Source organism: Halococcus hamelinensis 100A6, from assembly GCF_000336675.1.
GTDB lineage: Archaea > Halobacteriota > Halobacteria > Halobacteriales > Halococcaceae > Halococcus > Halococcus hamelinensis.
On sequence record NZ_AOMB01000022.1, the window covers coordinates 1 to 22,570 of the forward strand.

The window sequence follows — 22,570 nt, forward strand, 5'->3', positions numbered from 1 at the left end:
GGCTGGACCCCGCCGATAATCGAGACGGTCGCCACCCGCGGTGAGGGGGTCGAGGAGTTCGTCGACGCGCTCGCCGACCACCGCGCCCACCTCGAATCGACCGGCGAGATCGAGGCCAAACGCCGCGCCCGCTACGCCGAGGAGATCCGGACCCTGCTCCGCGAGGACACCGCCGACCTCCTGGCCGAGGAGATCGACGCCCGTGGGGGGATCGACGACCTCGCCGCGGCGGTCGCGGCGGGCGAGACCGACCCCTACGAGATCGCCGACGACCTCCTCGACCCGATCGCCGAGTACGCTCGTCGGGGTCGGGACACGGACGCGTGACGAACCCCAGCCGGAGTGACGAAACGGAACGTTCTGCCCCGTTTGGGTGACATTCGTTGCCTTACGGCCGCTGGAGTAGCATTCATTAAGAACCCCTCGGCCGTACCCACGACATGAACCGCGAGACGGCGGAACCGCGGGTGGACGACCTCCCGGGGAAACGGGCCCGCGAGTGGGTCGAGTACCACACCGAGCGCGCCGCGCCGAGCACCTACGTCTACGATTTCGTCTGGGACCGCACCGCCCCCGCCGAGGGCCCCTTCTGCACCGACGTCGACGGCAACGTCCTCCTCGACTTCACGAGCCACGTCGGAGCCGCACCGCTCGGCTACAACAACCCCCTGATCCTCGACCCGATGCGCGAGTTCGACCTCGTCGACCCGCTCAAGATCGCGGGCCAGGACTTCTACGTCAGCGGCGGCGGGTCGCCCGAGAACCCCGACCTCCCGGGCCCCACGGGGTTGATGGACCGCCTGCTCGACGTCACCTCGCAGTACGGGATGGACAAGGTCTTCCTCTCGAACAGCGGGGCCGAAGCCGTCGAGAACGCGATCAAGATCTGCTACGACCACACGAAGGGGAAGTACGGGATCACCACCGAGGGCGCGTTCCACGGCCGGACGCTCGGCGCGCTCTCGCTCAACCGCTCGAAGTCGGTCTACCGCCGCGACTACCCCGAGATACCGAGCGTTCACACGATCCCGTTCTGCGACGACCGGCACTGTGAGGCCGAGACGTGTTCGTGTGGCTTCTTCGGGGGCGGGACGACGGGGCTCGAACGGATGGTCGGTCCCGGCGGGTTCGTCGACCCCGACGACGTGGCCTACCTGATACTCGAACCGATCCAGGGCGAGGGCGGCTATCGCCTCCCGAGCGAGGCCTTCATGAACGAGGTCGCGCAGGTGTGTGAGACCCACGACCTCACGCTGGTCGCCGACGAGATCCAGTCGGGGATGGGACGAACGGGCGAGATGTGGGCCGCCGACCACTACCCGATCGAACCCGACGTGATCACCGCCGCGAAGGGGCTGCGGGTCGGGGCGACGATCTCCCGCTCGGACGTCTTCCCCGAGGAACGCGGCCGGATCTCCTCGACCTGGGGGGCGGGCGACGTCATCGCTTCGCTCCAGGGCGCGCTCACGCTCGACGCCATCCACGAACACGACCTCCTCCACAACGCGACCGAACGCGGTCGACAGTTCGTGGAGTACCTCTCGGACGCCGACCCGGAGGGGGTCGTCGACGTTCGCGGCAAGGGCCTGATGCTCGCGGTCGAGTTCGACACTCCCGAGCGCCGCGACGACGTTCTGGGGGCGGCGTTCGAACGCGGTCTGCTGACGCTCGCCTGCGGGCGGAAGGCGCTCCGGATCCTCCCGCCGCTCGACGTGACGCCCCGCGAGATCGACCTCGGCGTGAGCCTGCTGTGTGAGGCGATCGAGTAAGGACCTCGACCCTGTTCGGAGCGTCAGGGCTTTGCTCGTCGCTCCCGTCCCTCTCATATGCGCGACGACGCCGACGGTCGCCCGGGAAGCGACGGCGAACGCGACCTCCAGGAGCGGTTCGGCACGAAGGCCCGCGCGCTCGCGTTCTACGACGGCAGCGTCCACGACCGGCTCAACGACGTGATGACGGCGTTCGTCCGCGAGCGGATCATGTTCTTCCTCTCGACGGCCGACAGCGAGGGCAACACCGACTGTTCGCCCCGGATCGGTCCCCGGGGCTTCGTGACGGTGCTCGACGACCGCCACCTCGCCTACCCCGAGTTCCGGGGCAACGGGGTCCAGGCCTCGCTCGGCAACATCCACGAGAACCCCCACGCGACCTTTCTGTTCGTCGATTGGTGGGATACGACGGTGGGGCTCCACGTCAACGGCGAAGCGACGCTCCACGACGAGGTCGACGGGGCCCACGACCCGACCGACGTGAACCGCACGAAGACGTGGGTCGAACTCGAGATAGAGGAGGCCTACATCCACTGTGCGAAACACGTTCCACGGCTATCGATCGAGGAGTTCGACCCGCCGTGGGGCACCGACGATCCGAGCGCCAAACGGACCGGGTTCTTCGCCGACATCGACTGACCCCTCGTTCCCGGGTGTAGCGGGTAAAACAGGGGTTTTTATAGCGAGACGGGGTATCGGTCGTTCATGCAGCTTTCGGTGGTCGTGCCGACGCTCAACGCTCGGCGACGGCTCGTGGCGTGTCTCGACGCGCTCGCTGCGGTGACCCCCGAGAGCGAGGTGGTCGTCGTCAACGGCCCGTCGGCCGACGGAACCACCGGTATCGTACGCGAACGCGAGGACGTCGACGTGCTGGTGGAGGTCGCCGACCGGAACGTCAACGTGATGCGCAACGCCGGGATCGAACACGCGAGCGGCGACCGGATCGCGCTCGTCGGCCAGGGTCGCACGGTCGACCCGGGCTGGCTCGCCGCGCTCGCCGATGGATTCACCGGCGACCACGTCCACCCGCGAAACCACACGTTCGCCGAGGGCTACTCGCTCCCCGAACGCTCCTCGATAGGGGCGGTCACGGGTCCCACGCTGCCGACCGAGGGCCCGGCCCCCGAGACCCGCGCCATCGCGGGCCGGGAGGTGACCTACTTCGACGGCTTCAACGTGGCGTTCTCGCGGGAGGCGCTCGACGCGCTCGACGGCTTCGACGAGTACCTCGAAACCGGCGGCTCGCGCGACCTCGCCCACCGGCTCGCCGCCGCCGGCTACGACGTTGCCTGGCGCGACGGCATGGCGGTCCGCCGGGGCGTGAAAGCCCCACAGCGTGGCGACCCGGGGACACCCGTGCCGCACGCGCTCTCGGACGGCGGGCAGGCCGAGCGCGACTGGTACTGGAAGTACCGGGCGCTCGCCTATCGCCTCGCCAAGAACTACGGGCTCCGCCCGACCACGGCGCGACGGTTGTTGAGCCACGCGGGGAGCGACGCCGCCACCGAGCTCCGCGACATCGTCCGGGGCGAGGCGACCCCCTCCGGCTGGGCCGCCACCGGCCGGGACGTGATAACGGGCACCGCCCGGGGGCAAGCGGGGGGCGTGCTCGCCCGGTGGCGCGACCGGGGCCGCCGGAACCCCCGCGGGGTCTCCTCGCGGTCGGACCGCGCGGTGGCGGTCTACGACCGCCGGTGAGGGCGGGGCACTCACGCCTCGCACCATGTCACACCATCCCGTCCACGTCCGGCGCTTTTTCGAGCCGGGTTGAAAAAATTTATATAGAACCGCAAACGACCCACTGGTGAGGATTCCATCATGGCACAGCAACAGCGAATGGGTGGACAGCCGATGTTCATCCTGAGCGAGGACACGGAGCGCACCCGCGGACAGGACGCCCAGAGTTCGAACATCACCGCCGGCAAGGCGGTCTCGGAGGCGGTACGCACGACGCTCGGCCCGCGCGGCATGGACAAGATGCTGGTCTCGGACGCCGGCGACGTCGTCATCACCAACGACGGCGCGACGATCCTCGGCGAGATGGACATCGAGCATCCCGCCGCCCAGATGATCGTCGAGGTCGCCGAGACCCAGGAGGACGAGGTCGGCGACGGGACGACGACGGCGGCCGTGCTCTCGGGCCAGCTGCTCGCGAAGGCCGAGAGCCTGCTCGACGACGACGTCCACCCGACCACGATCGTCGAGGGCTACAACGAGGCCGCCGTGCTGGCTCGCGAGGCGGTCGAGGAGCTCGTGCTCGACGCCGACGACCTCGACGACGACCGGCTCCGGGCCGTGGCCCGCACCTCGATGACCGGGAAGGGCACCGGCGACGTGAACGCGGACGCACTGGCCGAGACGGTCGTCGACGCCGTTCGCCAGGTCGAGAGCGACGACGGCGTCGCTCGTGAGGAGATCGCCGTCCGAACCCAGACCGGGGCGGCCTCCAGCGCCACCGAACTCGTCGAGGGGGTCATCTCGGAGGAGGAGCGCGTCCGCGAGGACATGCCGACCGGTGTGGAGGACGCCTCGATCGCGGTGCTCGACGTCGAGTTCGACATCCGCGAGTCGAGCGTCGACGCCGAGTACGACGTCACGAACATCGACCAGCTCAACGCCGCGCTCGACGCCGAGGAGAGCCAGTTCAAGCAGTACGCCGAGAAGCTCGCCGACCTCGACGTCGACGTCGCGTTCGTCACCGAGAGCATCGAGGACCGCGCGGCGGCCTACCTCGCCGAGGAGGGCATCCTCGCGTTCGAGTCGGTCGGCGACGACGAGGCGAAGTCCATCACGCAGGTCACCGGCGCGAGCCGCGTCGGCGCGATCGACGACCTCGAAAGCGACGACCTCGGGAACGCCGAGTCGGTGAGCGTCGAGTCCTACGGCGACGACGACCTCGCGTTCGTCGAGGGCGGCGCGGCCGCGGAGTCCGTCACCGTCTTCGCCCGCGGTAGCACCGACCACGTCACCGACGAACTCGAACGCGCGCTCAACGACGGCCTCGACGTCGTCACCGCCGCGCTCGACGCCGGCGGTGTCGTCCCCGGCGGCGGTGCCTCCGAGATCGCGATCGCCGACCACATCCGCGGCCGCGCGGCGAGCATCGAGGGCCGTCGCCAGCTCGCGGTCGAGGCGTTCGCCGACGCGATCGACGTCCTGCCCCGGACGCTCGCCGAGAACACCGGGATGGACCCGATCGACGCGCTCGTCGACCTCCGCTCGCGTCACGACAGCGAGGGCCGTGCGGGGATCATCTCCGAGGGCCAGACCGGCCAGGTCACCGACCCCGTCGAGGCCGGCGTCTTCGACCCCGCGGCCGTGAAGTACGAGGCGCTCGAATCCGCCACCGAGGCCGCGACGATGATCGTCCGGATCGACGACGTGATCTCGGCCGACAACTGAGGCGCGTCGACGACCGACACCCCATCACCAACCGTTATTTTCGAGCCCGATAGAGTGGTCTCGATGGAGTACGACGAACTTCAAGAGCGCTACGGCCGCGAGGACTTCTACTGGGGAACGGAGCCGAACGACTTCGCTCGCAGAGCCGCAGACCACGCACCGAAGAACGGAACCGTCGTCGACATCGGTGCGGGGGAGGGACGCGACGCCGTCTACTTCGCCGAACGGGGATTCGACGTGGTAGCGGTCGATATCGCTTCGAACGGGCTCGAGAAGGCCGAACGACTCGCCGACGAGCGCGGTGTCGAGATCCGTACGCGCGTCGGCGACATCAACACGTTCGAGCTCCACGACTCGGTGGACGTGATCTACTCGATCGGGACGATCCAGTATCTCCACCCGAACGGACGGCGCGAGCGGTTCGAGCAGCTACGACGACGGACGAACGGGGGTGGTATCCACGCGCTGTTCGCGTTCGTCTCCCATCCCGAGGTCCCGCTCGCGCCGGACTGGAGCGAAAACGAGCACCGCTACGAGCAGGGCGAACTCGACTCGTACTACTCCGATTGGGTGCGTCTCGGTGGCGAGACGATCGTCTTCGAGGACGATTCGGGTGGCGAGCCACATCGACACGCCGCAGAACAGGCACTCTACCGGAAGCCCTGAAACCGTTCCTCTCACCGGGTGAGTACCACGTCGTCGCCGACCCCGACGCCGAACGCCTCCGCACCCCTTCCTTGATTCACCGCGAGCTCGACGTTCTCGTGGCTGCCCACGGTGACGAGCCGTTCACCGGGCTCGACGTGGGCGTACGACCGCTCGACCCGCACCGACTCGCCATCGAGTTCGATCGCCTCGCCGAATCGGCCGTCGAGCACGGTTCCTGGAACGTTCGTGACCGCGTTCCCGAAGCCGTCCACCACGAGGATCTCGCCGTTCGCGGTTCCGTCGTCGACCGCCGGTTCGGGAAACGTCAGCGACTCGATGTCGTCGACCGGCTCGTAGCCGTCGAGGCTCTCGATGGCGTCGGTACCGACCTCGTGGACCGCCGCCGCGGCGGGCGCGAACACATCACGTCCATGAAACGTCGCGCTCGCGGCGTCGGACTCGATCGCGAACGCCTCCAGTTCGGCTCCCTCCCCGGCGAGCCGTCGGGCGGCGGGCACGAGCACGCCGTTGTCGGGCCCGACGAGTGCGTGGTCGCCGGCACGCACCACGAGCGCCGCGCGGTCGGTGCCGACGCCCGGGTCGACCACCACGAGGTGGACGGCGGGCGGGAAGGTGGGGAGCACCTCGCGGAGCCAGAAGGCGGTCGTGCGAACGTCCTGCCGTGGAAAGTCGTGGGCGACGTCGACGAGCCGTGCGTCCGTTCGATCGAGGATCACGCCCTTCATCGCCGCCGGGTAGGGCGAGCCGAAATCGGAGCTCAGCGTGATCACGGTTACTCGGGGTCGGTGGAGCCGCTTGGGTTGGGCTGTGCGGCGGCCCCGTCGGTGTCGCTGACGCGCTGGATGCGCTCGACACCGTCGATCTCCTCGACGATGTCGACCACGGCGGGCGGGACGAGTTCGCGCCAGCCCGCCTCGACTATCATCCGTTCTCTGATCTCGGAGCCTTCGAGCTTCTCGCGATCGAACATCGGCGACTGCTGGACCTCCACACCGGCCTCCGAGAACAACTGGACGACGAGCGGGTTGTTGGAGTAGGCGACGTCGAAGGTCGGCGACATGCTCCGGACGTGCGAGACCCAGACCGCGTTACGGTTGAGGTCCTCGATCGGCACCGGATAGATCACGAGATCCGAGTCGGCGAGCGACTTCGTGACCATCATGATCCGCTCGCCAGCGGTGAAGGGGTCGTGGCGGGTGTGGGAGTCGTCGGCGCTCCCGATCCCGAGCACGAGTTCGTCGACCTCGCTCGCGATGTGTTCGACCATCCGGTGATGGCCGTCGTGGTAGGGCTGGAATCGGCCGATGTAAAAGCCCCGTCTCATATCCGTCCGTGGGACGGCGCGTATTTAAGTTCGTTCAGTTGTCGGTCGGGGCGGGGACTCCATCGAGCGGGGCTGTCGGGGCCGAGGACGGTGGTGTGACACCGGTCGCCGAGGGGAGAAAGTATATCAGTAAACGTGCCCTCCGTTTGGCTGTTAGAGCCAGTCACATGAGTAATGAAATGGACGCCGACGACGCGTTCCCGACCCAGTCGGAGGCGGAGTCGGAGTCGGACCCTGAGGCGGAGGACGCGCCGTTCGAGGAGGACCTCGGAAGCGACATCGCCGAGGCGGCGATCATCGAGGAGAACGAGGACGGGCTGCTCGGCGGTCTCGATATCGAGTCGACCGACGACATCGAGATCCCGGACCGCCTCGTCGACCAGGTCATCGGGCAGGACCACGCCCGCGACGTGGTGTTGAAGGCCGCGAAGCAGCGCCGCCACGTCATGATGATCGGCACGCCCGGCACGGGGAAGTCGATGCTGGCGAAGGCGATGAGCCAGCTCCTCCCGAAGGAGGACCTCCAGGACGTGCTGGTGTACCACAACCCCGACGACGGCAACGCGCCGAAGGTCAGAACCGTTCCGGCCGGGAAGGGCGAACAGATCATCGACGCCCACAAGGAGGAGGCCCAAAAGCGCAACCAGATGCGCCAGTTCCTGATGTGGATCATCATCGCCATCGTGCTGGGCTACTCCTTCCTGATCGCGAACCAGCTCCTGATCGGTGGCGTGCTCGCGGTCCTGATCTACCTCGCCTTCAAGTACAGTTCGCGGAGCACGGACGCCATGATCCCGAACCTGCTGATCAACGCCGCCGAGGACCAGACCGCGCCGTTCGAGGACGCGACGGGTGCCCACGCCGGCGCGCTGCTCGGCGACGTCCGCCACGACCCGTTCCAGTCGGGCGGGATGGAGACGCCGAGCCACGACCGCGTCGAGGCCGGCGCGATCCACAAGGCCAACAAGGGCGTGCTGTTCGTCGACGAGATCAACACGCTCGACATCCGCAACCAGCAGAAGCTGATGACCGCGATCCAGGAACGGGAGTTCTCGATCACCGGCCAGTCCGAACGCAGTTCGGGCGCGATGGTCCAGACCGAACCCGTCCCGACGGACTTCATCATGATCGCGGCGGGCAACCTCGACGCGATGGAGAACATGCACCCCGCGCTGCGCTCGCGGATCAAGGGCTACGGCTACGAGGTCTACATGGACGACACCATCGAGGACGAACCCGAGATGCGCCGGAAGTACTCGCGGTTCGTGGCCCAGGAGGTCGAGAAGGACGGCCGCCTGCCCCACTTCACCCGGAAGGCGGTCGAGGAGGTCATCCTCGAAGCCCGCCGCCGTGCGGGCCGGAAGGGCCACCTCACGCTCAAGATGCGTGACCTGGGTGGTCTCGTCCGGGTCGCGGGCGACATCGCCCGCGCCGAGGACGCGGAACACACCACCCGCGACCACGTGCTCCAGGCCAAGCGCCGCTCGCGCTCGATCGAACAGCAGCTCGCGGACACGTTCATGGAGCGCCGGAAGGACTACGAGATGACGGTGGCCCAGGGCGAGGTCGTCGGCCGTATCAACGGCCTCGCCGTGATGGGCGAGGACTCGGGCATCGTCCTGCCCGTGATGGCCGAGGTCACGCCTTCGCAGGGTCCCGGCGGCGTGATCGCCACCGGCCAGCTCAAGGAGATGGCCGAGGAAGCCGTCCAGAACGTCTCGGCGATCATCAAGAAGTTCTCGGACCAGAACATCTCCGAGAAGGACATCCACATCCAGTTCGTGCAGGTGGGTGAGGGCGGCGTCGACGGCGACTCCGCATCCATCACGGTGGCCGCGGCGGTCATCAGCGCGCTCGAGAACGTCCCGGTCGACCAGAACCTCGCGATGACCGGGTCGCTCTCGGTCCGGGGCGACGTACTGCCCGTCGGCGGCGTGACCCACAAGATCGAGGCCGCCGCGAAGGCGGGGCTCGAACGCGTCATCATCCCGGCGGCGAACGAACAGGACGTGATGATCGAGGACGAGTACGAGGACCAGATCGAGATCATCCCGGTCTCGCACATCTCGGAAGTCCTCGAAGTCGCCCTCGCCGGCGAGGGCGAGAAGGACGGGCTGGTCGACCGCCTCAAGTCCATCACGGGCCAGGCGCTCGACCGCCAGCCGGTCAACCAGCAGGGCTCCGGCAGCCCGAGACCGCAGTAGAAGCCCCGATCTTCCCGAAATCGTTGTTCGATCTCCCCGATTCGTCCTACTCGTCGAGCGGCGCGACGATATCGTCCTCGACCAGATCCTCGATCGCTTCCCCGTCGTAGCCCGCTTCACCGAGGAGTTCGCGGGTGTGTTCGCCGAGCCGCGGCGGATACCGACGAACGGTCGTCGGGGTGTTCGAGAAATGCATCGGGCTGCCCGGCATCTCGACCGTGCCCGCCGTGGGATGGGCGACCTCGCGGTGCATCCCCCGCGCCTCGACCTGCGGCGTCTCGAAGACGTCGGCCATGTCGTGGACGTCGCTCGCGGGCACGTCGTGGTCGTCGAACACCGAGAGGAGTTCCTCGGTTTCGTACTCGGCGAACTCGTCGGCCAGTAGGGAATCGAGCGCGTCGCGGTTCGCCACCCGGTCGGCGTTGGTCGAAAAACGGTCGTCGTTCGCGAGGTCTTCACGGTCGAGCGCGGCACAGAAGCGCGTCCAGATGGCTTCGGAGCCGACCGCGACCACGACGTAGCTGTCCCGTGTCTCGAAGGCCTGGTACGGCGCGATGGTCGGATGTCGGCTGCCCATCCTGGTCGGCGGGTCGCCGGTCGCGAAGTAGTTCGAGGCCATGTAGGTCATCCAGGCCACCTGGCCGTCGAAGAGGCTGATGTCGACCTTCTGCCCGCCGCTATCGCCGACCTCGCGTTCGAGCAGCGCCGCGAGGATGCCCTGCGTCGCGTACATCCCCGCACCGATGTCGGCGAGCGCGACCCCCACTCGTACTGGGGTTCGGCCCTCCTCCCCAGTGATGCTCATCAGCCCACCCTCGGCCTGCATGATGATGTCGTAGGCCGGGCGGTCCGCATCGGGTCCCCACTCGCCGTAGCCCGAGAGCGAACAGTAGACGAGGTCCGGGTTCGATTCGGCGAGGTCGTCGTAGCCGAGGTCCCACTCGTCCATCTTCCCGACCCGGAAGTTCTCGACGAGGATGTCGGCCTCGCGCGCGAGCTGCCGAAACACGTCGCGGCCGTCCTCGGAAGCGAGATTGAGCGCGATCGAGCGCTTGTTCCGGTTGATGCTCATGTAGTAGGCGCTCTCGTCGCTCTCCCCGTAGGACGGGGGTTGCCACCCTCGCGTCTGGTCGCCGCCGTCGAGTCGTTCGACCTTGATGACCTCCGCGCCGAGGTCGCCGAGCTGCATCGTACAGAACGGCCCCGCGAGTACCCGCGAGGCGTCGAGTACCGTGAGCCCGTCGAGCGGGCCGGTCTCGCCCTCGGCCTCGCGCGCCTCGCCGGTCATCGGTTCGTCCCCCGAAGCGGTGCGTCGAATCGGTGCGACGGAACGCTACCGTCCCCGGACCACGTCGAGGGTTCGGGACCGATCTCGTCGCCGGATCGAGCGCCGGTGTGCATACGGTCGCATGGCTGGCCGGCGTGAAAAGTGCATACGTCGTCGCCCGAGGTCGGTCGCGAGAACGAGGGCTACTTCGGCGGTGTGTTCAGGTCGTTGCCGTCGGCGTCGTGGACCGCGTTGTGCGCGGTGACCCGTGGGCCGCGGTCGGTGCGTTCGACGGTGGCCGCGACCCCGAAGACGTCGTGGAGGAGGTCCTCGGTGATGACCTCCTCGGGGGGGCCGCGGGCGTAGATCGACCCGTCGTCGAGCGCGAGCACGTGGTCCGCGTACCGGGCGGCCTGGTCGATGTCGTGCAGGACGAGGACGATCGTGACCTCGGAGTCGGCCTTCAGGGTCTCGATGATCTCCATGACTTCGAGCTGGTGGTGGAGGTCGAGGAAGGTCGTCGGCTCGTCGAGCAGGAGGACGTCGGTGTCCTGGGCGAGTACCATCGCGATCCACGCGAGCTGTTTCTGGCCGCCGGAGAGCCCGCCGACCTCGCGGTCCCTGAGGTGGTCGACGCCCGCGAGGCTGAGCGCGTCCGCGACGGCACACTCGTCCTCGTCGGTCAGCGAGTCGAAGAAGCCACGGTGGGGGTACCGGCCGTGGAGCACGAGGTCCTCGACCGTGATGCTCGACGGCGAGACGTTCTCCTGTGAGAGCAACCCGAGCTTCCGCGCGAGCTCCTTGGTGTCGAGGTTCTGTATCGCCCGCCCGTCGAGCCTGACGACGCCGTCGTCGGGTGTGAGCTGGTTCGAGAGCCCCCGGAGGAGCGTGCTCTTGCCCGAGCCGTTCGGGCCGACCAGCGCCGTCACGCAGCCCTGCGGGATCGAGACCGACTCGCCGTCGATGACCGGCTCACCCTCGGGATAGCCGAGCACGACCTCCTCGCATTCGAGCGTTGGGTCCCGGTCGGCGGGAACGTCGGGTTCGTCCGTGAGCCCAGCCGATTCGCCACGCTCGACGAGCGTGCCGCCGTCCGTCCGGAGCGGGTCGTCGTCGGTCATCGGGGCTCGCCCTCCGTCGGTCGCAGTCGTGTGCCGAACGCCGACCGTGTGTTCGCCCGCCACGAAGCGCTCGCTTCCATATCTGTTTAGGCACTCCTAAAACGCATAAACGTTTTCGTTGGGGCGAGATCCTCGACTCAGACCTCGCCGATCGAGCCCTGTTTCCGCATCAGATAGAGGAAGTAGGGCCCGCCGATGAGGCCGGTGACGATCCCGACGGGGATCTGGACGGGGTTGAGCGCGAGGCGCGCGCCGACGTCGGCGGCAACCATCAACGCCGGGCCAGCGAACACACAGCCCACCATGAGGCGTTTGTAGTCGCTGCCGACGAGGTTGCGGACGACGTGGGGCACGATGAGGCCCACGAAGCTCACGATCCCGGCGACCGAGATGCTCGCCGCCGCCGCCAGGATCGCGATGCCCGAGAGCGCAAAGCGGACCCGCTCGACCGACATCCCGAGCGACTTCGCGGTGCGCTCGCCGAGGAGGAGGACGTTGAGCTGGCGTGCGCCCGCGAGCGCGAGCACCGTCGCGAGGATCGTCCACGGCAGCGCGATCCGGACCTGTTCCCAGTCGGTGCCCGTGAGCGAGCCCGTGGTCCAGGAGATCGCCTGCTGGACGATCCCGAGGTCGTCGGCGAAGAAGAACAGCCCCGTCTGGAGCGACTGGAACACCGTGCTGACGATCACGCCCGCGAGGACCAGCCGGACCGGCGAGGTGCCGTTCTGCCAGGCGATCGCGTAGACGATCAGGAAGGCGACCGCGCCCCCGAGCGACGCCGTCACCGGCAACAGCGCCGTGAGGCCCGAGAAGACGACGAGCGTGAGGAGGATCGCGAGCCCCGCACCGGACGAAACCCCGAGGATGAACGGGCTCGCGAGTTCGTTGCGGGTGACGGCCTGGAAGATCGCCCCCGAGATCGCGAGGTTCGTCCCCACGAACGCCGCGACGAGGACACGCGGGAGGCGGATGTTCCAGACGATCAGCGCGCGCTGGGGGAGGTCGACGGCCGCCGTCGAGAGGCCGAGCGTCGAGAAGAGACCGTTCGCGAGCCCCTCGCCGAGCAGGAAGGTCGCGATCACTTGCGGGTTGGTCCAGACGACCGGGTCGAACACCGCGCCCCACGCCTGGCCGATGGTCATCGAGTACGACCCGAAGCTCACCTGGACCAGCCCCGCGACCGCCACGATCGCGACGCTCGCGAGGATCAGCGAGACCAGCGAGCCGTCGACCCACTCGAACCAGCCCTCGTCCTCGCCGACGGTCGTCGTCGGACCGCTCCCGGCCATCTACGCTCCCCTCACGACGACCCCGTGACGATGTCGGCCACGCGTTGTCGGTCGAAGAGCTGCGCCGAGGCCCCGTAGACCTGCCGGGCGGCGCGCTCGGTCAGCACGAGGTTGGTGATCGGCCCCTGATAGAGCGGGCCGCCGCGGTAGACGTCGCCGTTCTCGACCGCGGTCAGCGCGCTCGCGGTGTCGTTGCTTTCGAGGTACGACACCACGGTGTTCCGGAACTGCTTTCGGGTCTTGTCCTCGTGGCCCCGAAGCAGGAGGACGTCGGGGTCGACCTCCAGCAGCGTCTCGAAGTCGACCTCGCTCCGGTCCGCGTGGAAGTCCCGAACGGACGTGTTGGCGAACGCGTCCCGAACTTCGAGGTCGCGCCACTGTTTGAAGCTCGTCCCGGGGCTGATGAGGTACGGGGAGAACGTATCCGGTTCGTCGCTCCCCGCCCACATGATCGCCACGGCGGGTTTCTCGCCCGAGGGGACGACGTCGCTCACGTTCGACTGGAAGTCGTCGTGGAGCTTCGCGAAGGCCTCGTAGCGTTCGGTCTCCTGGAACACCTGCGCGAGCTTCTCGAACGCCTCGTAGAGCGAGAGGTACGGGTAGTCGTCGTGCCAGTCGTAGCCCCGCGAGAAGATGCTGTTGCCGAAGAAGGGCGCTATCTCGCTCTCGATCTCGTCGACGTCGGCCTGTCCCCAGCCCTTGTACCGGTTCAGGAGGAAGTTGGGGTCGATGACGTGGACGTCGCCGTCGAGTTCGTAGAACAGCTCCTTGCTCACCCCGTCGCTGTAGAGGCTCTGCATCCCGCTCTTGTCGACCGAGACGCCGGGGATATCGTCGTAGTACTGGGTGTGGTACCGCTCGGTGAGCCAGACCGCCTTCGGGGGCTGCTTGCCGAGCGCGACCCCCATGTCGGCCCAGCTCCCGTTGTTGGCGACCCACGTCTCGGGAACGCTGTCGAAGCTCACCGTGCCCACGGGCGGCATCGTGACGCTGTAGGACCCGCCCGACGTCGTTCCCGCTCCGTCGGTGGCTTCCGAGCCCGTCGCCTCGGCCGCGGTGGACCCGGACTCGGTCGCGGCTCCCGCGCCGGTCGTTCCGTCGCTCGCGGACGTCGCGGTCCCGTCGCCGGCACCGGCGGTGCTCCCGTTGTTTCCGCCGTCGCTTCCGGTACAGCCGGCGAGCAGTCCGCCGGCGGCCGCCGTGGTCGCGAGGAATCGTCGTCGTCGCATACGAGTTAGGCCCGCCGAAAGAAGCTAAAGCCTTCCGATTTCGGTCGGCCTAAATCGAATTCCGTTCCGTTCATACTTCTTTCAACCAAGGCTGAGTGTAACGATCGCTCACTCGCTCCGTTTTCCCGATTCACCCGACGACCGACCGCCTGAACCGTTTCCCGCGGTCCTGCTTCACCGGCCGAACCCGTCGTCGAGTCCCGTTCCGTCGGGCGATCCCCCGTGCGATGCCATCGCATATTCCGATCCGGAAATCGGATTTTCGGGATCCCAAAGAAAACTTCTCGTGAGGGGAATGTTTAAGTGGGTTGTCGTCCTATACTGGGGTGATGAGTCTCCAAGAATCCGACTCCCGTCTCCAACAGGAGTTCGGCACGGTCGACGAATCGCCGGCGACCCGCATCGAGGCCGAGCGCGCCGAACAGGTCATCGACGCGCTCAACGCCGACCTCGCGGCGTCGTACGTGCTCTATCACCAGCTCAAGAAGCACCACTGGAACGTCGAGGGCGCGGAGTTCCTCGAACTCCACCGCTTCTTCGAGGAGGCCTACGAGGCCGTCGAGGAGCACGCCGACGCGATCGCCGAACGCGCCCAGGCGCTCGGCGGCGTTCCCGTCGCGGGGCCGGTCAACCTCGACGAGCGGAGCTACGTCGAGTTCGAGGGCGAGGACGTCTACGACGTCCGGACCTCGGTCGCGAACGACATGGTGATGTTCGCCGACATCGTCGAGCGATTCCGCGACCACATCGAGCTCGCCAACAACCTCGGGGACTACACCTCCGAGGAGGTCCTGCGCCACGCGATCACGGACTACGAGGAGTACGCTCACCACCTGGAGCACTACCTCGAGGACGACACCCTCGTGCTCGAAGAAGCGACGCACTGAGACGCGGTCCACGAAAACGAATTTTTAACTTCCCTCAGTAGCCACCGGCCCGGCGGTTCAGCGTTCGAGGTCGACGGCGAGGTCCGTCGCGATCCAGCCGTCGGTGTTCCCCGCCTCGACGAAGACGCGGCGGCCGGGGCGGGTGGTGTGAACCGAGACGCCGTCGCGGAGTCGCGATCCGCCGTGGTCGTCGTCGGTCGTGGCGTCGGGGCCCGGTCGGTGGGAGGGAACGGCCATTACCCGTGTTAGGCAGCCCTAAAGTCATAAGTATTTTGGTCGGCCTAATCGGTTTCGGAACCGGTCGATCCCGCGGTCTCGCCTCAGTCGCTGGGCTGGGTCGCGGGGCGGTAGTTCCGGGCGATCACCTTCCACCGGCCCGTCGAGAAGCGGTAGTAGCTGACCGCGGCGGGCGCGACCATCACGGCGACGACGGCGACCACGAGCCCCGGGAGACCGAGCCCGGTCGTCGCGCCGAGGTACGCGAGCGGGAGCCCCACGACGTAGCCGAGGACCTGGCCGTAGAACGGCCACCGGGTGTCGCCGCTCGCGCGGAGCGGGCCGGTCGCGGTTCGCGAGAGACCCTTGAAGACGATCCCGACGCAGGTCGCCCTGACGAGCAGCGTGGCGATCGGGAGCGCGTCGCTCGCGGGGTCGCCGACGAACGCGAGCGCGATCGGATCGGCGAGGACGAACACCGCGGCCGCGAGCAGGAAGTAGACCGCGACGCCGAAACGGATCACCTCGGTGCCGTAGGCCTCGGCGGTGTCCTCGTCGCCGGTGCCGAGTTCCTGGCCGACGAGGCTGGAGGAGGCGAGCCCGAAACCCCAGCCGGGGGTGTTGAGGAGGTCCCGAACGCGCTGGGCGACCACGAACGCCGCCACCACCGTCGTTCCGAACAGTCCGACGATCCAGAGCATGGCGAAACCGCCGAGCCGCCAGGCGACGTTCTTGCCGATCAGGGGCGTCCCGATCGTCACGAGTTGGCGGGTGGTCTCGCCGTGGACGTAGGTACCGAGCGGGTCGACGGTGATGGGGAGTCGCCCGACGCCCGGGAGCCGGCCGGCCGTCAGCCCGTAGATGAACGCGGCCGTGACGGCGACGTTCGCGAGGACGGTGCCGACCGCCGCGCCGACGACGCCGTAGCCCAGCCAGAATATCAGGGCCGCGTTGACGGCGATGTTCAGGACCGCGCCGGCGGCCCGGACCACCATCGGCGTCCAGGCGTCGTCGGCCCCCACGAGCGCGCGGCTCGCGATCAGGTTGAGACCCGCGAACGGCACGCCGAGGCCCATGAGCCGGAGGTAGTTCGCGCCGAGTTCGACCACGCGTGGGTTGTCGCTGAGGAGGCCGAGGAGCTGTGTCGGGAGGAACCAGAACAGCGCGGCGACCGGGAGCGTGAGGCCGAGCACGACCACGATGCTCGACCGGACGGGTTGGCCGACGGGTTCGTCAGCGCCGTAGCGCTGGGAGACGAGCGCGATGGTGCCGCTGGCGAGGCCGCCGCCGAGCGCGAACGCCATCCCCCAGTAGGGGGCGACGAACCCCACACCCGCGATCGCGGCCGTCCCCACTGCGAGGCCGACCATCGCGGTGTCGGCGGCGTTCTTCGACATCCGCGCGAGGCCCGTGACGATCCGTGGCCAGGCGAGGTCGGTGGTCCGGCGCGCGCGTTCGGGCTCGATGAGGTCCGCCCGAACCAGCGCCGTTCCCACCCAGGAGACCACCAGTCGGACCGGATTCGGGACTCGTTCCAAGACTCCTGCGCGTTGCCGTCACGGGATAAAATGACTTGTGTCATCGGCAGTTCGGGCTGGTTTTTCAGCCGTTCTAACTATCGAAAATAATCGTGTGAGACGCGCTGGCGTGCGGTGCGGCGCGGCCGCGGGGCGGCGGTGGCGGTGGGGCGGTGGCGGTGCGGTCCTTGGTGGATGAAGGGCGACGGCGCGAACTCCGGAGCACGCTTCGCGCGCTCCGTGCTCCCGTTCGCTCCGCTCACGGGAACGAAGCGAGCGCCGGAGGGCTTCTGCGGTGCTGTGCGGTGGCGGTCTGCGGAGGCAGTTAGTGTTCGTACCGCGAACGAGCGCGAAGCGCGAGTGAGCGGGCCAAGGAACCCCCGGAGGGGGTGACGCAGGCTTTTGATCCACATTTTGCCAGGGAGGCCGCTTCGCGGCCGACCGCAGCAAAAGGTGGGTTTTAGAGCCCTTCGAGCGATCGCAGCTTCTGTTCGACCTTCGGGGGAGCGGCGCTCGGGCCGTCCCGAACGCGGTGGTCGGGGATGATGACCGGGATCGGGTTCTCGTCGAGCGCGGTGCGCACCCGGTCGCGGTCGTCGTCGTCGGCGGGGTCGAAACCGGCGACGCGGCCGGTGAGCTGCTCGACCGAGGTCTGGGTACCGTAGGGGATCTCGCGGACGGCCTCGAGCACCGACCGCTGGTCGGTGGGAACGGTGAGACCGATCTCGACGTCGGTGAACTCGTCGCGGTCGCCTTCGAGGTAGTCGAAGATCCGATCGAGCACCTCGTGGTCGGGGGTCGCCTCGGACGCGAGGCTCCGTGGGAACGACACCGAGACGACGCGGTCGCTCGCCACCCCGACCTGGACGCAGCGGTCGAGATATCCCGACTCCCGCGCGTAGATTCCGGCGACCTCGCTCATGGTGTTCGTAGGACTGTGCGGGTCTTTAACATTCTGTCGGCTCGTGCCGGGTGACGCAAGCCTTATGTACAGAACAGTCCATCACTGTACACTAATGAACGAAATCGAGGGGGTGGCTCCCGAGGTCGAATCGATCCTGGCGGCCGCAGCCGAACGTGAGGGCGGCACCAGTCGGCTCGCCGTCTCGGCGCGGTCGTTCCCGGAGGCGTTCGCCGCGGCCGAATCCGAGGGCCGGGTGCCGGTGATCGCCGAGGTCAAGCCAACCAGCCCGACGACCGACGGCGAACACGACGAGGACCCCGTGGCGCTCGCGGAGTCGATGGTCGCCGGCGGCGCGGCGGCGATCTCGGTGCTCACCGAGCCTGACCACTTCGGCGGCTCGCCCGACGCGCTCACGGCCGTGCGTGAAGCGGTCTCGGTGCCGGTGCTCAGGAAGGACTTCGTGCTCCGCGAGGACCAACTCGACGCCGTGGCGGCGGACGCCGTCCTGTTGATCGCGCGGTTCGTCGACGATCTTCCGAGCCTTATCGAGGCCGCCCGCGACCGCGGCTTCCAGCCGCTCGTGGAGGTACATTCGACGACCGAACTCGACGCCGCGCTCGATGCGGGGGCCGACCTCGTGGGGGTGAACAACCGCGACCTCACGAAACTGGAGGTCGACCTCTCGACCTTCGAGGAACTCGCGCCGCGGGTTCCGGACGACGTCACCCTCGTGGCCGAGAGCGGCATCACGAACCAGGCCGACGTCCGACGGATGCGCGAGGCGGGGGCCGACGCGCTGCTGGTCGGCACGGCGATCATGGACGGCGACCCGGAGACGAACGCCCGGCGACTCACGACGCAAGACCAATGAGTGGGACGAACCGAGGGACGAACAAGCCAATGGCAACGGACGAGAACGGAAAGTTCGGTCGGTACGGCGGCCAGTACGTCCCCGAAGCGCTGATGGCGGCGGTCGAGGAGCTCGACGACGCCTACCGGCGCTACGTCCTGGAGAACGAGGACGGGTTCATGGACGAGTTTCGCGCACGTCTTCGGGATTTCGGGGGCCGACCCACCCCGCTCCAGCACGCCGACCGACTGAGCGAGCGCTACGGCTTCGATGTCTACCTCAAACGCGAGGACCTCCTCCACGGCGGCGCGCACAAGCTCAACAACGCGCTCGGCCAGTGTCTGCTCGCGAAGTACATGGGGAAGGACCGGATCGTGGCCGAGACCGGGGCTGGACAGCACGGCACCGCGACCGCGATGGCCGCCGCCCACCTCGGGATGGAGTGTGAGGTCTATATGGGCGAGCGCGACATCAACCGCCAGCGCCCCAACGTCTTCCGGATGCGGCTCAACGGCGCGACCGTCAACCCGGTGACGACGGGTCGTGGCACCCTGAAGGAGGCGATCAACGAGACGATGCGCGAGTGGGCGACGACCGTCGAGGACACCCACTACGTCATCGGCTCGGTGGTCGGCCCTCACCCGTTCCCGGCGATGGTTCGGGATTTCCAGTCGGTGATCGGGGAGGAAGCTCGTCGGCAGGCCGAGGAAAGGATCGGTGGGCTGCCCGACAGCGTGGTGGCCTGCGCCGGCGGCGGGTCGAACACGATGGGCGCGTTCGACGCGTTCGTCGACGACGAGTCCGTCTCGCTGATCGCGGTCGAGGCGGGCGGCAGCAGCCTCGACGTCGACGAGGAGGCGGGCGTCGCACCCAACTCGGCCTCGCTCGCCACGGGCCAGGAGGGCGTGCTCCACGGCGCGCGCACGAAACTCCTCCAGGACACCACGGGCCAGATCCTCGAATCCCACAGCGTGAGTTCGGGGCTCGACTACGCCGGTGTGGGGCCCGAGCTCGCGAACCTCGTGGACGAGGGACGTGTGACCCCGACCGCCGTCGACGACGATGCCGCCCTCGAAGGCTTCCACCGGCTCTCCCAGTTGGAGGGCATCATCCCGGCGCTCGAAAGCGCCCACGCGATCGCCTACCTCGAACGTGCCGACCCCGACGACCTCGGTGAGCACGTCGTGGTCAACCTCTCCGGGCGCGGCGACAAGGACCTCGAAAGCGTCGTCGAGGAGACCGAGAAACGCGACATCGAGAGCGCGCCCGAGATGGGGGTCTTCGAGTGAGCCGCATCGACGAGGCCTTCGAGAACACCGAGGCCGCGTTCGTCCCCTACCTCGCGGTCGGCGACCCCGACGTCGAATCCAGCGTGGCGTACATCGAGGCGCTCGCGCGCGGCGGGGCCGACGTCATCGAACTCGGCCTCCCCTTCTCGGAGCCGATCGCCGAGGGGCCGACGATCCAGCACGCGGTCGTCCGCTCGCTCGACGCCGGGATGACGCCCGAGACGTTCTTCGAGGTGGTCGAACGGCTCGACGTCGACGTGCCGCTGGTCTGTATGACCTACTACAATCTGGTCTATCAGTATGGACGGTCACAGGGTGGCGACCCTGGACCGGAACCGTTCGTGCGGCGCGCGACCGAGGCCGGCATCGACGGTTTCGTGATCCCCGACCTTCCCGTCGAGGAGAGCGGACCGCTGCGAACCGCGTGCGACGAGCACGGCTGTGACCTCGTGTTCATCGCCGCGCCGACGACGCGTGGGGACCGACTCACGGCGGCCGTCGAGCGAACCTCGGGCTACCTCTACGTCCAGGCCCGCCTCGGGGTCACGAGCGCCCGCGACGACGTCTCCGACCAGACCACCGAGAGCCTCGACCGGCTGGCCGAGTACGACATCCCGAAGGCGGTCGGGTTCGGGATCAGTTCGGGCGAGATCGCCCGCGAGGTGGTCGCGGCGGGTGCCGACGGCGTGATCGTCGGGAGCGCGCTGGTCGACATCGTAGCCGAGGGCCACGAGAACGGCGACGATACCACGGCGGTCGCCGAACGGCTCGAAGCCAAGGCCCGTGAACTGAAGGACGGCGCGCTTGCGGGGGCCACGCAACGTGCGCCGCGACCGGAACGTCCATAACCATCGTGGGACGGAGTGACAGTATGACCGCGGGCATCCACGCACGGCTCGACCGTATCGGCACCGACGGCAAGTTCCTCACCATCCCGATGGACCACGGGCTCACCCTCGGCGCGGTCCGGGGGCTGGTCGACATCGAGGGAACTATCGACGCGGTGACGCGCGGCGGGGCCGACGCGGTCCTGACCCAGAAGGGGATCGCCCCGCGCGTCCACGCGAACAAGAACGACGCGGGCTACATCGTCCACCTCAACGGCTCGACCGCCGGCGGCCCGGACGCGAACGACAAACGGATCACCGGGACCGTCGAGGCGGCGGTCAAGGCCGGCGCGGACGCGGTCTCGTTCCACATCAACGTCGGCAGCGCATCCGAACCCGAGCAGATCACCGACCTCGGCGAGCTCACCGAGCGCGCCTCGGAGCTCGGGATCCCGGTGCTCGCGATGGCCTACGCCCGCGGCCCGGGCGTCGACGGGGCCAACCCCGAACGACTGGCCCACGCCGTCCGACTCGCCGAGGAGCTCGGCGCGGACGTCGTCAAAACCGGCTACTCGGGCGACGCCGAGAGCTTCACCCAGGTCGTCGACGCGACCCGACTGCCCGTCCTGATCGCCGGTGGCGAACCCGCAGGGGACAGCGCGTCCCTCGAAGCGGTCCGCGGCGCGATGGACGCGGGCGCGTCGGGCGTCTCGATGGGACGGACGGTGTTCCAGCACGACGACCCGGAAGCCATGACCCGCGCGGTCTCGGGCGTGGTCCACGACGACCGCACCGTCGAGGAGGCGCTCGACCGGGCGGGCCTCGCGGTCGAGGCATAGTTATCGATAAACGACGGCGAGTCCGACCGCCACCGAGACTACACCGTAGGTCAGCGCCCCCCACGCGAGCAGATTCGTTGCGCCCACGAAGACGAACAGAGCGGATATCCCGACGGTCATGACTCCCACGAACAGGATCAGATGGCCGGGGAGGCGCTGTAGCAGGCTCGACACGATTTGTGTATGCGATGTGATAGCATGAATCTATTCCGGAAACCGACGTGCAGCGTGCTTCACGTCGTCCGCAGGAGGTCGGGGAGACCCACGGGCGATTCGATGATGTGATCCGGTCGAACCTCATCGACCGGTCCGGCCTCCCCGTGTGAGATCCAGACCGACCGGATGCCGAGCGCGTTCGCACCGGCGACGTCCGCCTGGAGGGAGTCGCCGACGTGTACCGTTCCCTGGGGGTCGACATCCAGTTCAGAGAGCGCGTGTTCGAAGGGTGCTGGATCGGGTTTGATACCGCCGGTGTCGGCGAACACCCGGACGTCGAACCGGTCGGCGATGCCGAGCGCGTCGAGCTTCGCGCGCTGGGTTGCCTCGCTGCCGTTCGTGACGAGCCCGAGCGGGGCGTCGGTCTCGCGGAGGGCGGCCTCCGCACCGGGGACGAACTCGACGTCCGCGTAGTCGATGGCGCGGTGGTACGAGCGGGCGACCGCCTCGGCGCGCTCGGGTGTCGCGTCGGTTCGCGCCGCGGCCGCTTCGAGGCAGTTGGTGTAGAACGCCACGTCGTCCTCGGCGGTCGGCACGTCGTTCACGACCGCGCTCATCTCGCTCGCGGTGGTGTAGGGCGTCACACCCACCTCGTCGAACGCCCCCGAGAGCACCGTCTCGGGCGACCAGCGCCGTCGACAGAGGGTCGCATCCAGGTCGAACAGCACCGCGTCGGGCTTCATTATGCGGATGATGGGTCGTCGCATCCGAAAACCTTCCGGGGTTTCCGCCACGTTCAAGCCCGACGGCT

General features: G+C 68.2%; 22 protein-coding genes and 1 pseudogene. 12 read left to right on the top strand and 11 right to left on the bottom strand.

Annotated elements, in window-relative coordinates; all coding sequences use genetic code 11:
- The 6 genes and pseudogenes from C447_RS07350 to C447_RS07375 form a co-directional block, all read left to right on the top strand.
- Window positions 1-327, top strand: a pseudogene (locus C447_RS07350) (methylmalonyl Co-A mutase-associated GTPase MeaB); the annotation flags it as partial.
- Between the two features lie 113 nt (window positions 328-440).
- A complete protein-coding gene (locus C447_RS07355; protein WP_007692462.1) occupies window positions 441-1,769 on the top strand; it encodes an aminotransferase class III-fold pyridoxal phosphate-dependent enzyme in 1,329 nt (442 codons plus the stop codon).
- A gap of 57 nt (window positions 1,770-1,826) precedes the next feature.
- Window positions 1,827-2,408 (top strand): pyridoxamine 5'-phosphate oxidase family protein, encoded by a 582-nt coding sequence (locus tag C447_RS07360; RefSeq protein ID WP_007692463.1) that lies wholly within the window; start codon window positions 1,827-1,829, stop codon window positions 2,406-2,408.
- A gap of 66 nt (window positions 2,409-2,474) precedes the next feature.
- The gene (locus C447_RS07365; protein ID WP_007692464.1) at window positions 2,475-3,467 is read left to right on the top strand and encodes a glycosyltransferase family 2 protein; all 993 of its coding nucleotides are present in this window, start codon (window positions 2,475-2,477) and stop codon (window positions 3,465-3,467) included.
- Between the two features lie 138 nt (window positions 3,468-3,605).
- Window positions 3,606-5,171 carry a thermosome subunit alpha gene (gene thsA / locus C447_RS07370; RefSeq protein ID WP_029601816.1) on the top strand — a complete coding sequence of 522 codons (1,566 nt, stop codon included), beginning with the start codon at window positions 3,606-3,608 and terminating at the stop codon, window positions 5,169-5,171.
- Window positions 5,172-5,234: 63 nt separating this feature from the next.
- On the top strand, window positions 5,235-5,837 hold the full coding sequence (locus tag C447_RS07375; RefSeq protein WP_029601818.1) for an SAM-dependent methyltransferase: 603 nt from the start codon (window positions 5,235-5,237) through the stop codon (window positions 5,835-5,837).
- Window positions 5,838-5,848: 11 nt separating this feature from the next.
- Here the strand turns inward: C447_RS07375 and C447_RS07380 are convergent, their stop codons facing one another.
- Window positions 5,849-6,610, bottom strand: a complete 762-nt coding sequence (locus C447_RS07380) for an SAM hydrolase/SAM-dependent halogenase family protein (RefSeq protein WP_007692472.1) — start codon at window positions 6,608-6,610, stop codon at window positions 5,849-5,851.
- A 2-nt stretch (window positions 6,611-6,612) separates the two neighbouring features.
- Window positions 6,613-7,164: a nicotinamide-nucleotide adenylyltransferase gene (locus C447_RS07385; RefSeq protein ID WP_029601819.1), complete on the bottom strand. Its 552-nt coding sequence runs from the start codon at window positions 7,162-7,164 to the stop codon at window positions 6,613-6,615.
- A gap of 167 nt (window positions 7,165-7,331) precedes the next feature.
- On the opposite strand from C447_RS07385, the gene lonB reads away from it, so the two are divergent.
- Window positions 7,332-9,368: an ATP-dependent protease LonB gene (gene lonB, locus C447_RS07390; RefSeq protein WP_029601820.1), complete on the top strand. Its 2,037-nt coding sequence runs from the start codon at window positions 7,332-7,334 to the stop codon at window positions 9,366-9,368.
- A 46-nt stretch (window positions 9,369-9,414) separates the two neighbouring features.
- Here the strand turns inward: lonB and C447_RS07395 are convergent, their stop codons facing one another.
- The 4 genes from C447_RS07395 to C447_RS07410 all read right to left on the bottom strand — a co-directional run bounded on the left by C447_RS07395 (window position 9,415) and on the right by C447_RS07410 (window position 14,274).
- Window positions 9,415-10,656, bottom strand: a complete 1,242-nt coding sequence (locus C447_RS07395; RefSeq protein ID WP_007692479.1) for a CaiB/BaiF CoA transferase family protein — start codon at window positions 10,654-10,656, stop codon at window positions 9,415-9,417.
- A 182-nt stretch (window positions 10,657-10,838) separates the two neighbouring features.
- On the bottom strand, window positions 10,839-11,756 hold the full coding sequence (locus C447_RS07400; protein ID WP_394295083.1) for an ABC transporter ATP-binding protein: 918 nt from the start codon (window positions 11,754-11,756) through the stop codon (window positions 10,839-10,841).
- A gap of 137 nt (window positions 11,757-11,893) precedes the next feature.
- Window positions 11,894-13,045 carry a FecCD family ABC transporter permease gene (locus C447_RS07405; RefSeq protein WP_007692481.1) on the bottom strand — a complete coding sequence of 384 codons (1,152 nt, stop codon included), beginning with the start codon at window positions 13,043-13,045 and terminating at the stop codon, window positions 11,894-11,896.
- 11 nt (window positions 13,046-13,056) lie between these two features.
- Window positions 13,057-14,274 (bottom strand): ABC transporter substrate-binding protein, encoded by a 1,218-nt coding sequence (locus C447_RS07410; protein ID WP_007692484.1) that lies wholly within the window; start codon window positions 14,272-14,274, stop codon window positions 13,057-13,059.
- A gap of 329 nt (window positions 14,275-14,603) precedes the next feature.
- Here C447_RS07410 and dpsA point away from each other — a divergent pair, with 329 nt between their 5' ends.
- Window positions 14,604-15,161: a DNA starvation/stationary phase protection protein DpsA gene (gene dpsA, locus C447_RS07415; protein ID WP_007692486.1), complete on the top strand. Its 558-nt coding sequence runs from the start codon at window positions 14,604-14,606 to the stop codon at window positions 15,159-15,161.
- Between the two features lie 57 nt (window positions 15,162-15,218).
- On the opposite strand, the gene C447_RS07420 is transcribed toward dpsA, so the two are convergent.
- The 3 genes from C447_RS07420 to C447_RS07430 form a co-directional block, all read right to left on the bottom strand.
- The gene (locus C447_RS07420) at window positions 15,219-15,398 is read right to left on the bottom strand and encodes a hypothetical protein (RefSeq protein WP_007692488.1); all 180 of its coding nucleotides are present in this window, start codon (window positions 15,396-15,398) and stop codon (window positions 15,219-15,221) included.
- Window positions 15,399-15,481: 83 nt separating this feature from the next.
- A complete protein-coding gene (locus C447_RS07425) occupies window positions 15,482-16,885 on the bottom strand; it encodes an MATE family efflux transporter (RefSeq protein WP_007692489.1) in 1,404 nt (467 codons plus the stop codon).
- Window positions 16,886-17,354: 469 nt separating this feature from the next.
- The gene (locus C447_RS07430; RefSeq protein ID WP_007692490.1) at window positions 17,355-17,816 is read right to left on the bottom strand and encodes an MGMT family protein; all 462 of its coding nucleotides are present in this window, start codon (window positions 17,814-17,816) and stop codon (window positions 17,355-17,357) included.
- A 94-nt stretch (window positions 17,817-17,910) separates the two neighbouring features.
- Between C447_RS07430 and trpC the strand changes: the two genes are divergently transcribed.
- Genes trpC through C447_RS07450 form a run of 4 tightly spaced genes read left to right on the top strand, consistent with a single transcriptional unit; the run spans window position 17,911 to window position 21,603 of the window.
- Window positions 17,911-18,669, top strand: coding sequence for an indole-3-glycerol phosphate synthase (gene trpC, locus C447_RS07435; protein ID WP_007692491.1), 759 nt, complete (start codon window positions 17,911-17,913; stop codon window positions 18,667-18,669).
- 29 nt (window positions 18,670-18,698) lie between these two features.
- Window positions 18,699-19,937, top strand: coding sequence for a tryptophan synthase subunit beta (gene trpB / locus C447_RS07440; protein WP_007692492.1), 1,239 nt, complete (start codon window positions 18,699-18,701; stop codon window positions 19,935-19,937).
- On the top strand, window positions 19,934-20,785 hold the full coding sequence (gene trpA / locus C447_RS07445) for a tryptophan synthase subunit alpha (protein WP_007692494.1): 852 nt from the start codon (window positions 19,934-19,936) through the stop codon (window positions 20,783-20,785). The genes trpB and trpA overlap by 4 nt, the downstream gene beginning before the upstream one ends.
- 23 nt (window positions 20,786-20,808) lie before the next feature.
- Window positions 20,809-21,603 (top strand): 2-amino-3,7-dideoxy-D-threo-hept-6-ulosonate synthase, encoded by a 795-nt coding sequence (locus tag C447_RS07450; RefSeq protein ID WP_007692496.1) that lies wholly within the window; start codon window positions 20,809-20,811, stop codon window positions 21,601-21,603.
- On the opposite strand, the gene C447_RS17895 is transcribed toward C447_RS07450, so the two are convergent.
- On the bottom strand, window positions 21,604-21,777 hold the full coding sequence (locus C447_RS17895) for a hypothetical protein (protein ID WP_153300665.1): 174 nt from the start codon (window positions 21,775-21,777) through the stop codon (window positions 21,604-21,606).
- A gap of 59 nt (window positions 21,778-21,836) precedes the next feature.
- Window positions 21,837-22,502 carry an HAD family hydrolase gene (locus C447_RS07455; protein WP_007692497.1) on the bottom strand — a complete coding sequence of 222 codons (666 nt, stop codon included), beginning with the start codon at window positions 22,500-22,502 and terminating at the stop codon, window positions 21,837-21,839.
- Window positions 22,503-22,570: the final 68 nt, after the last annotated feature.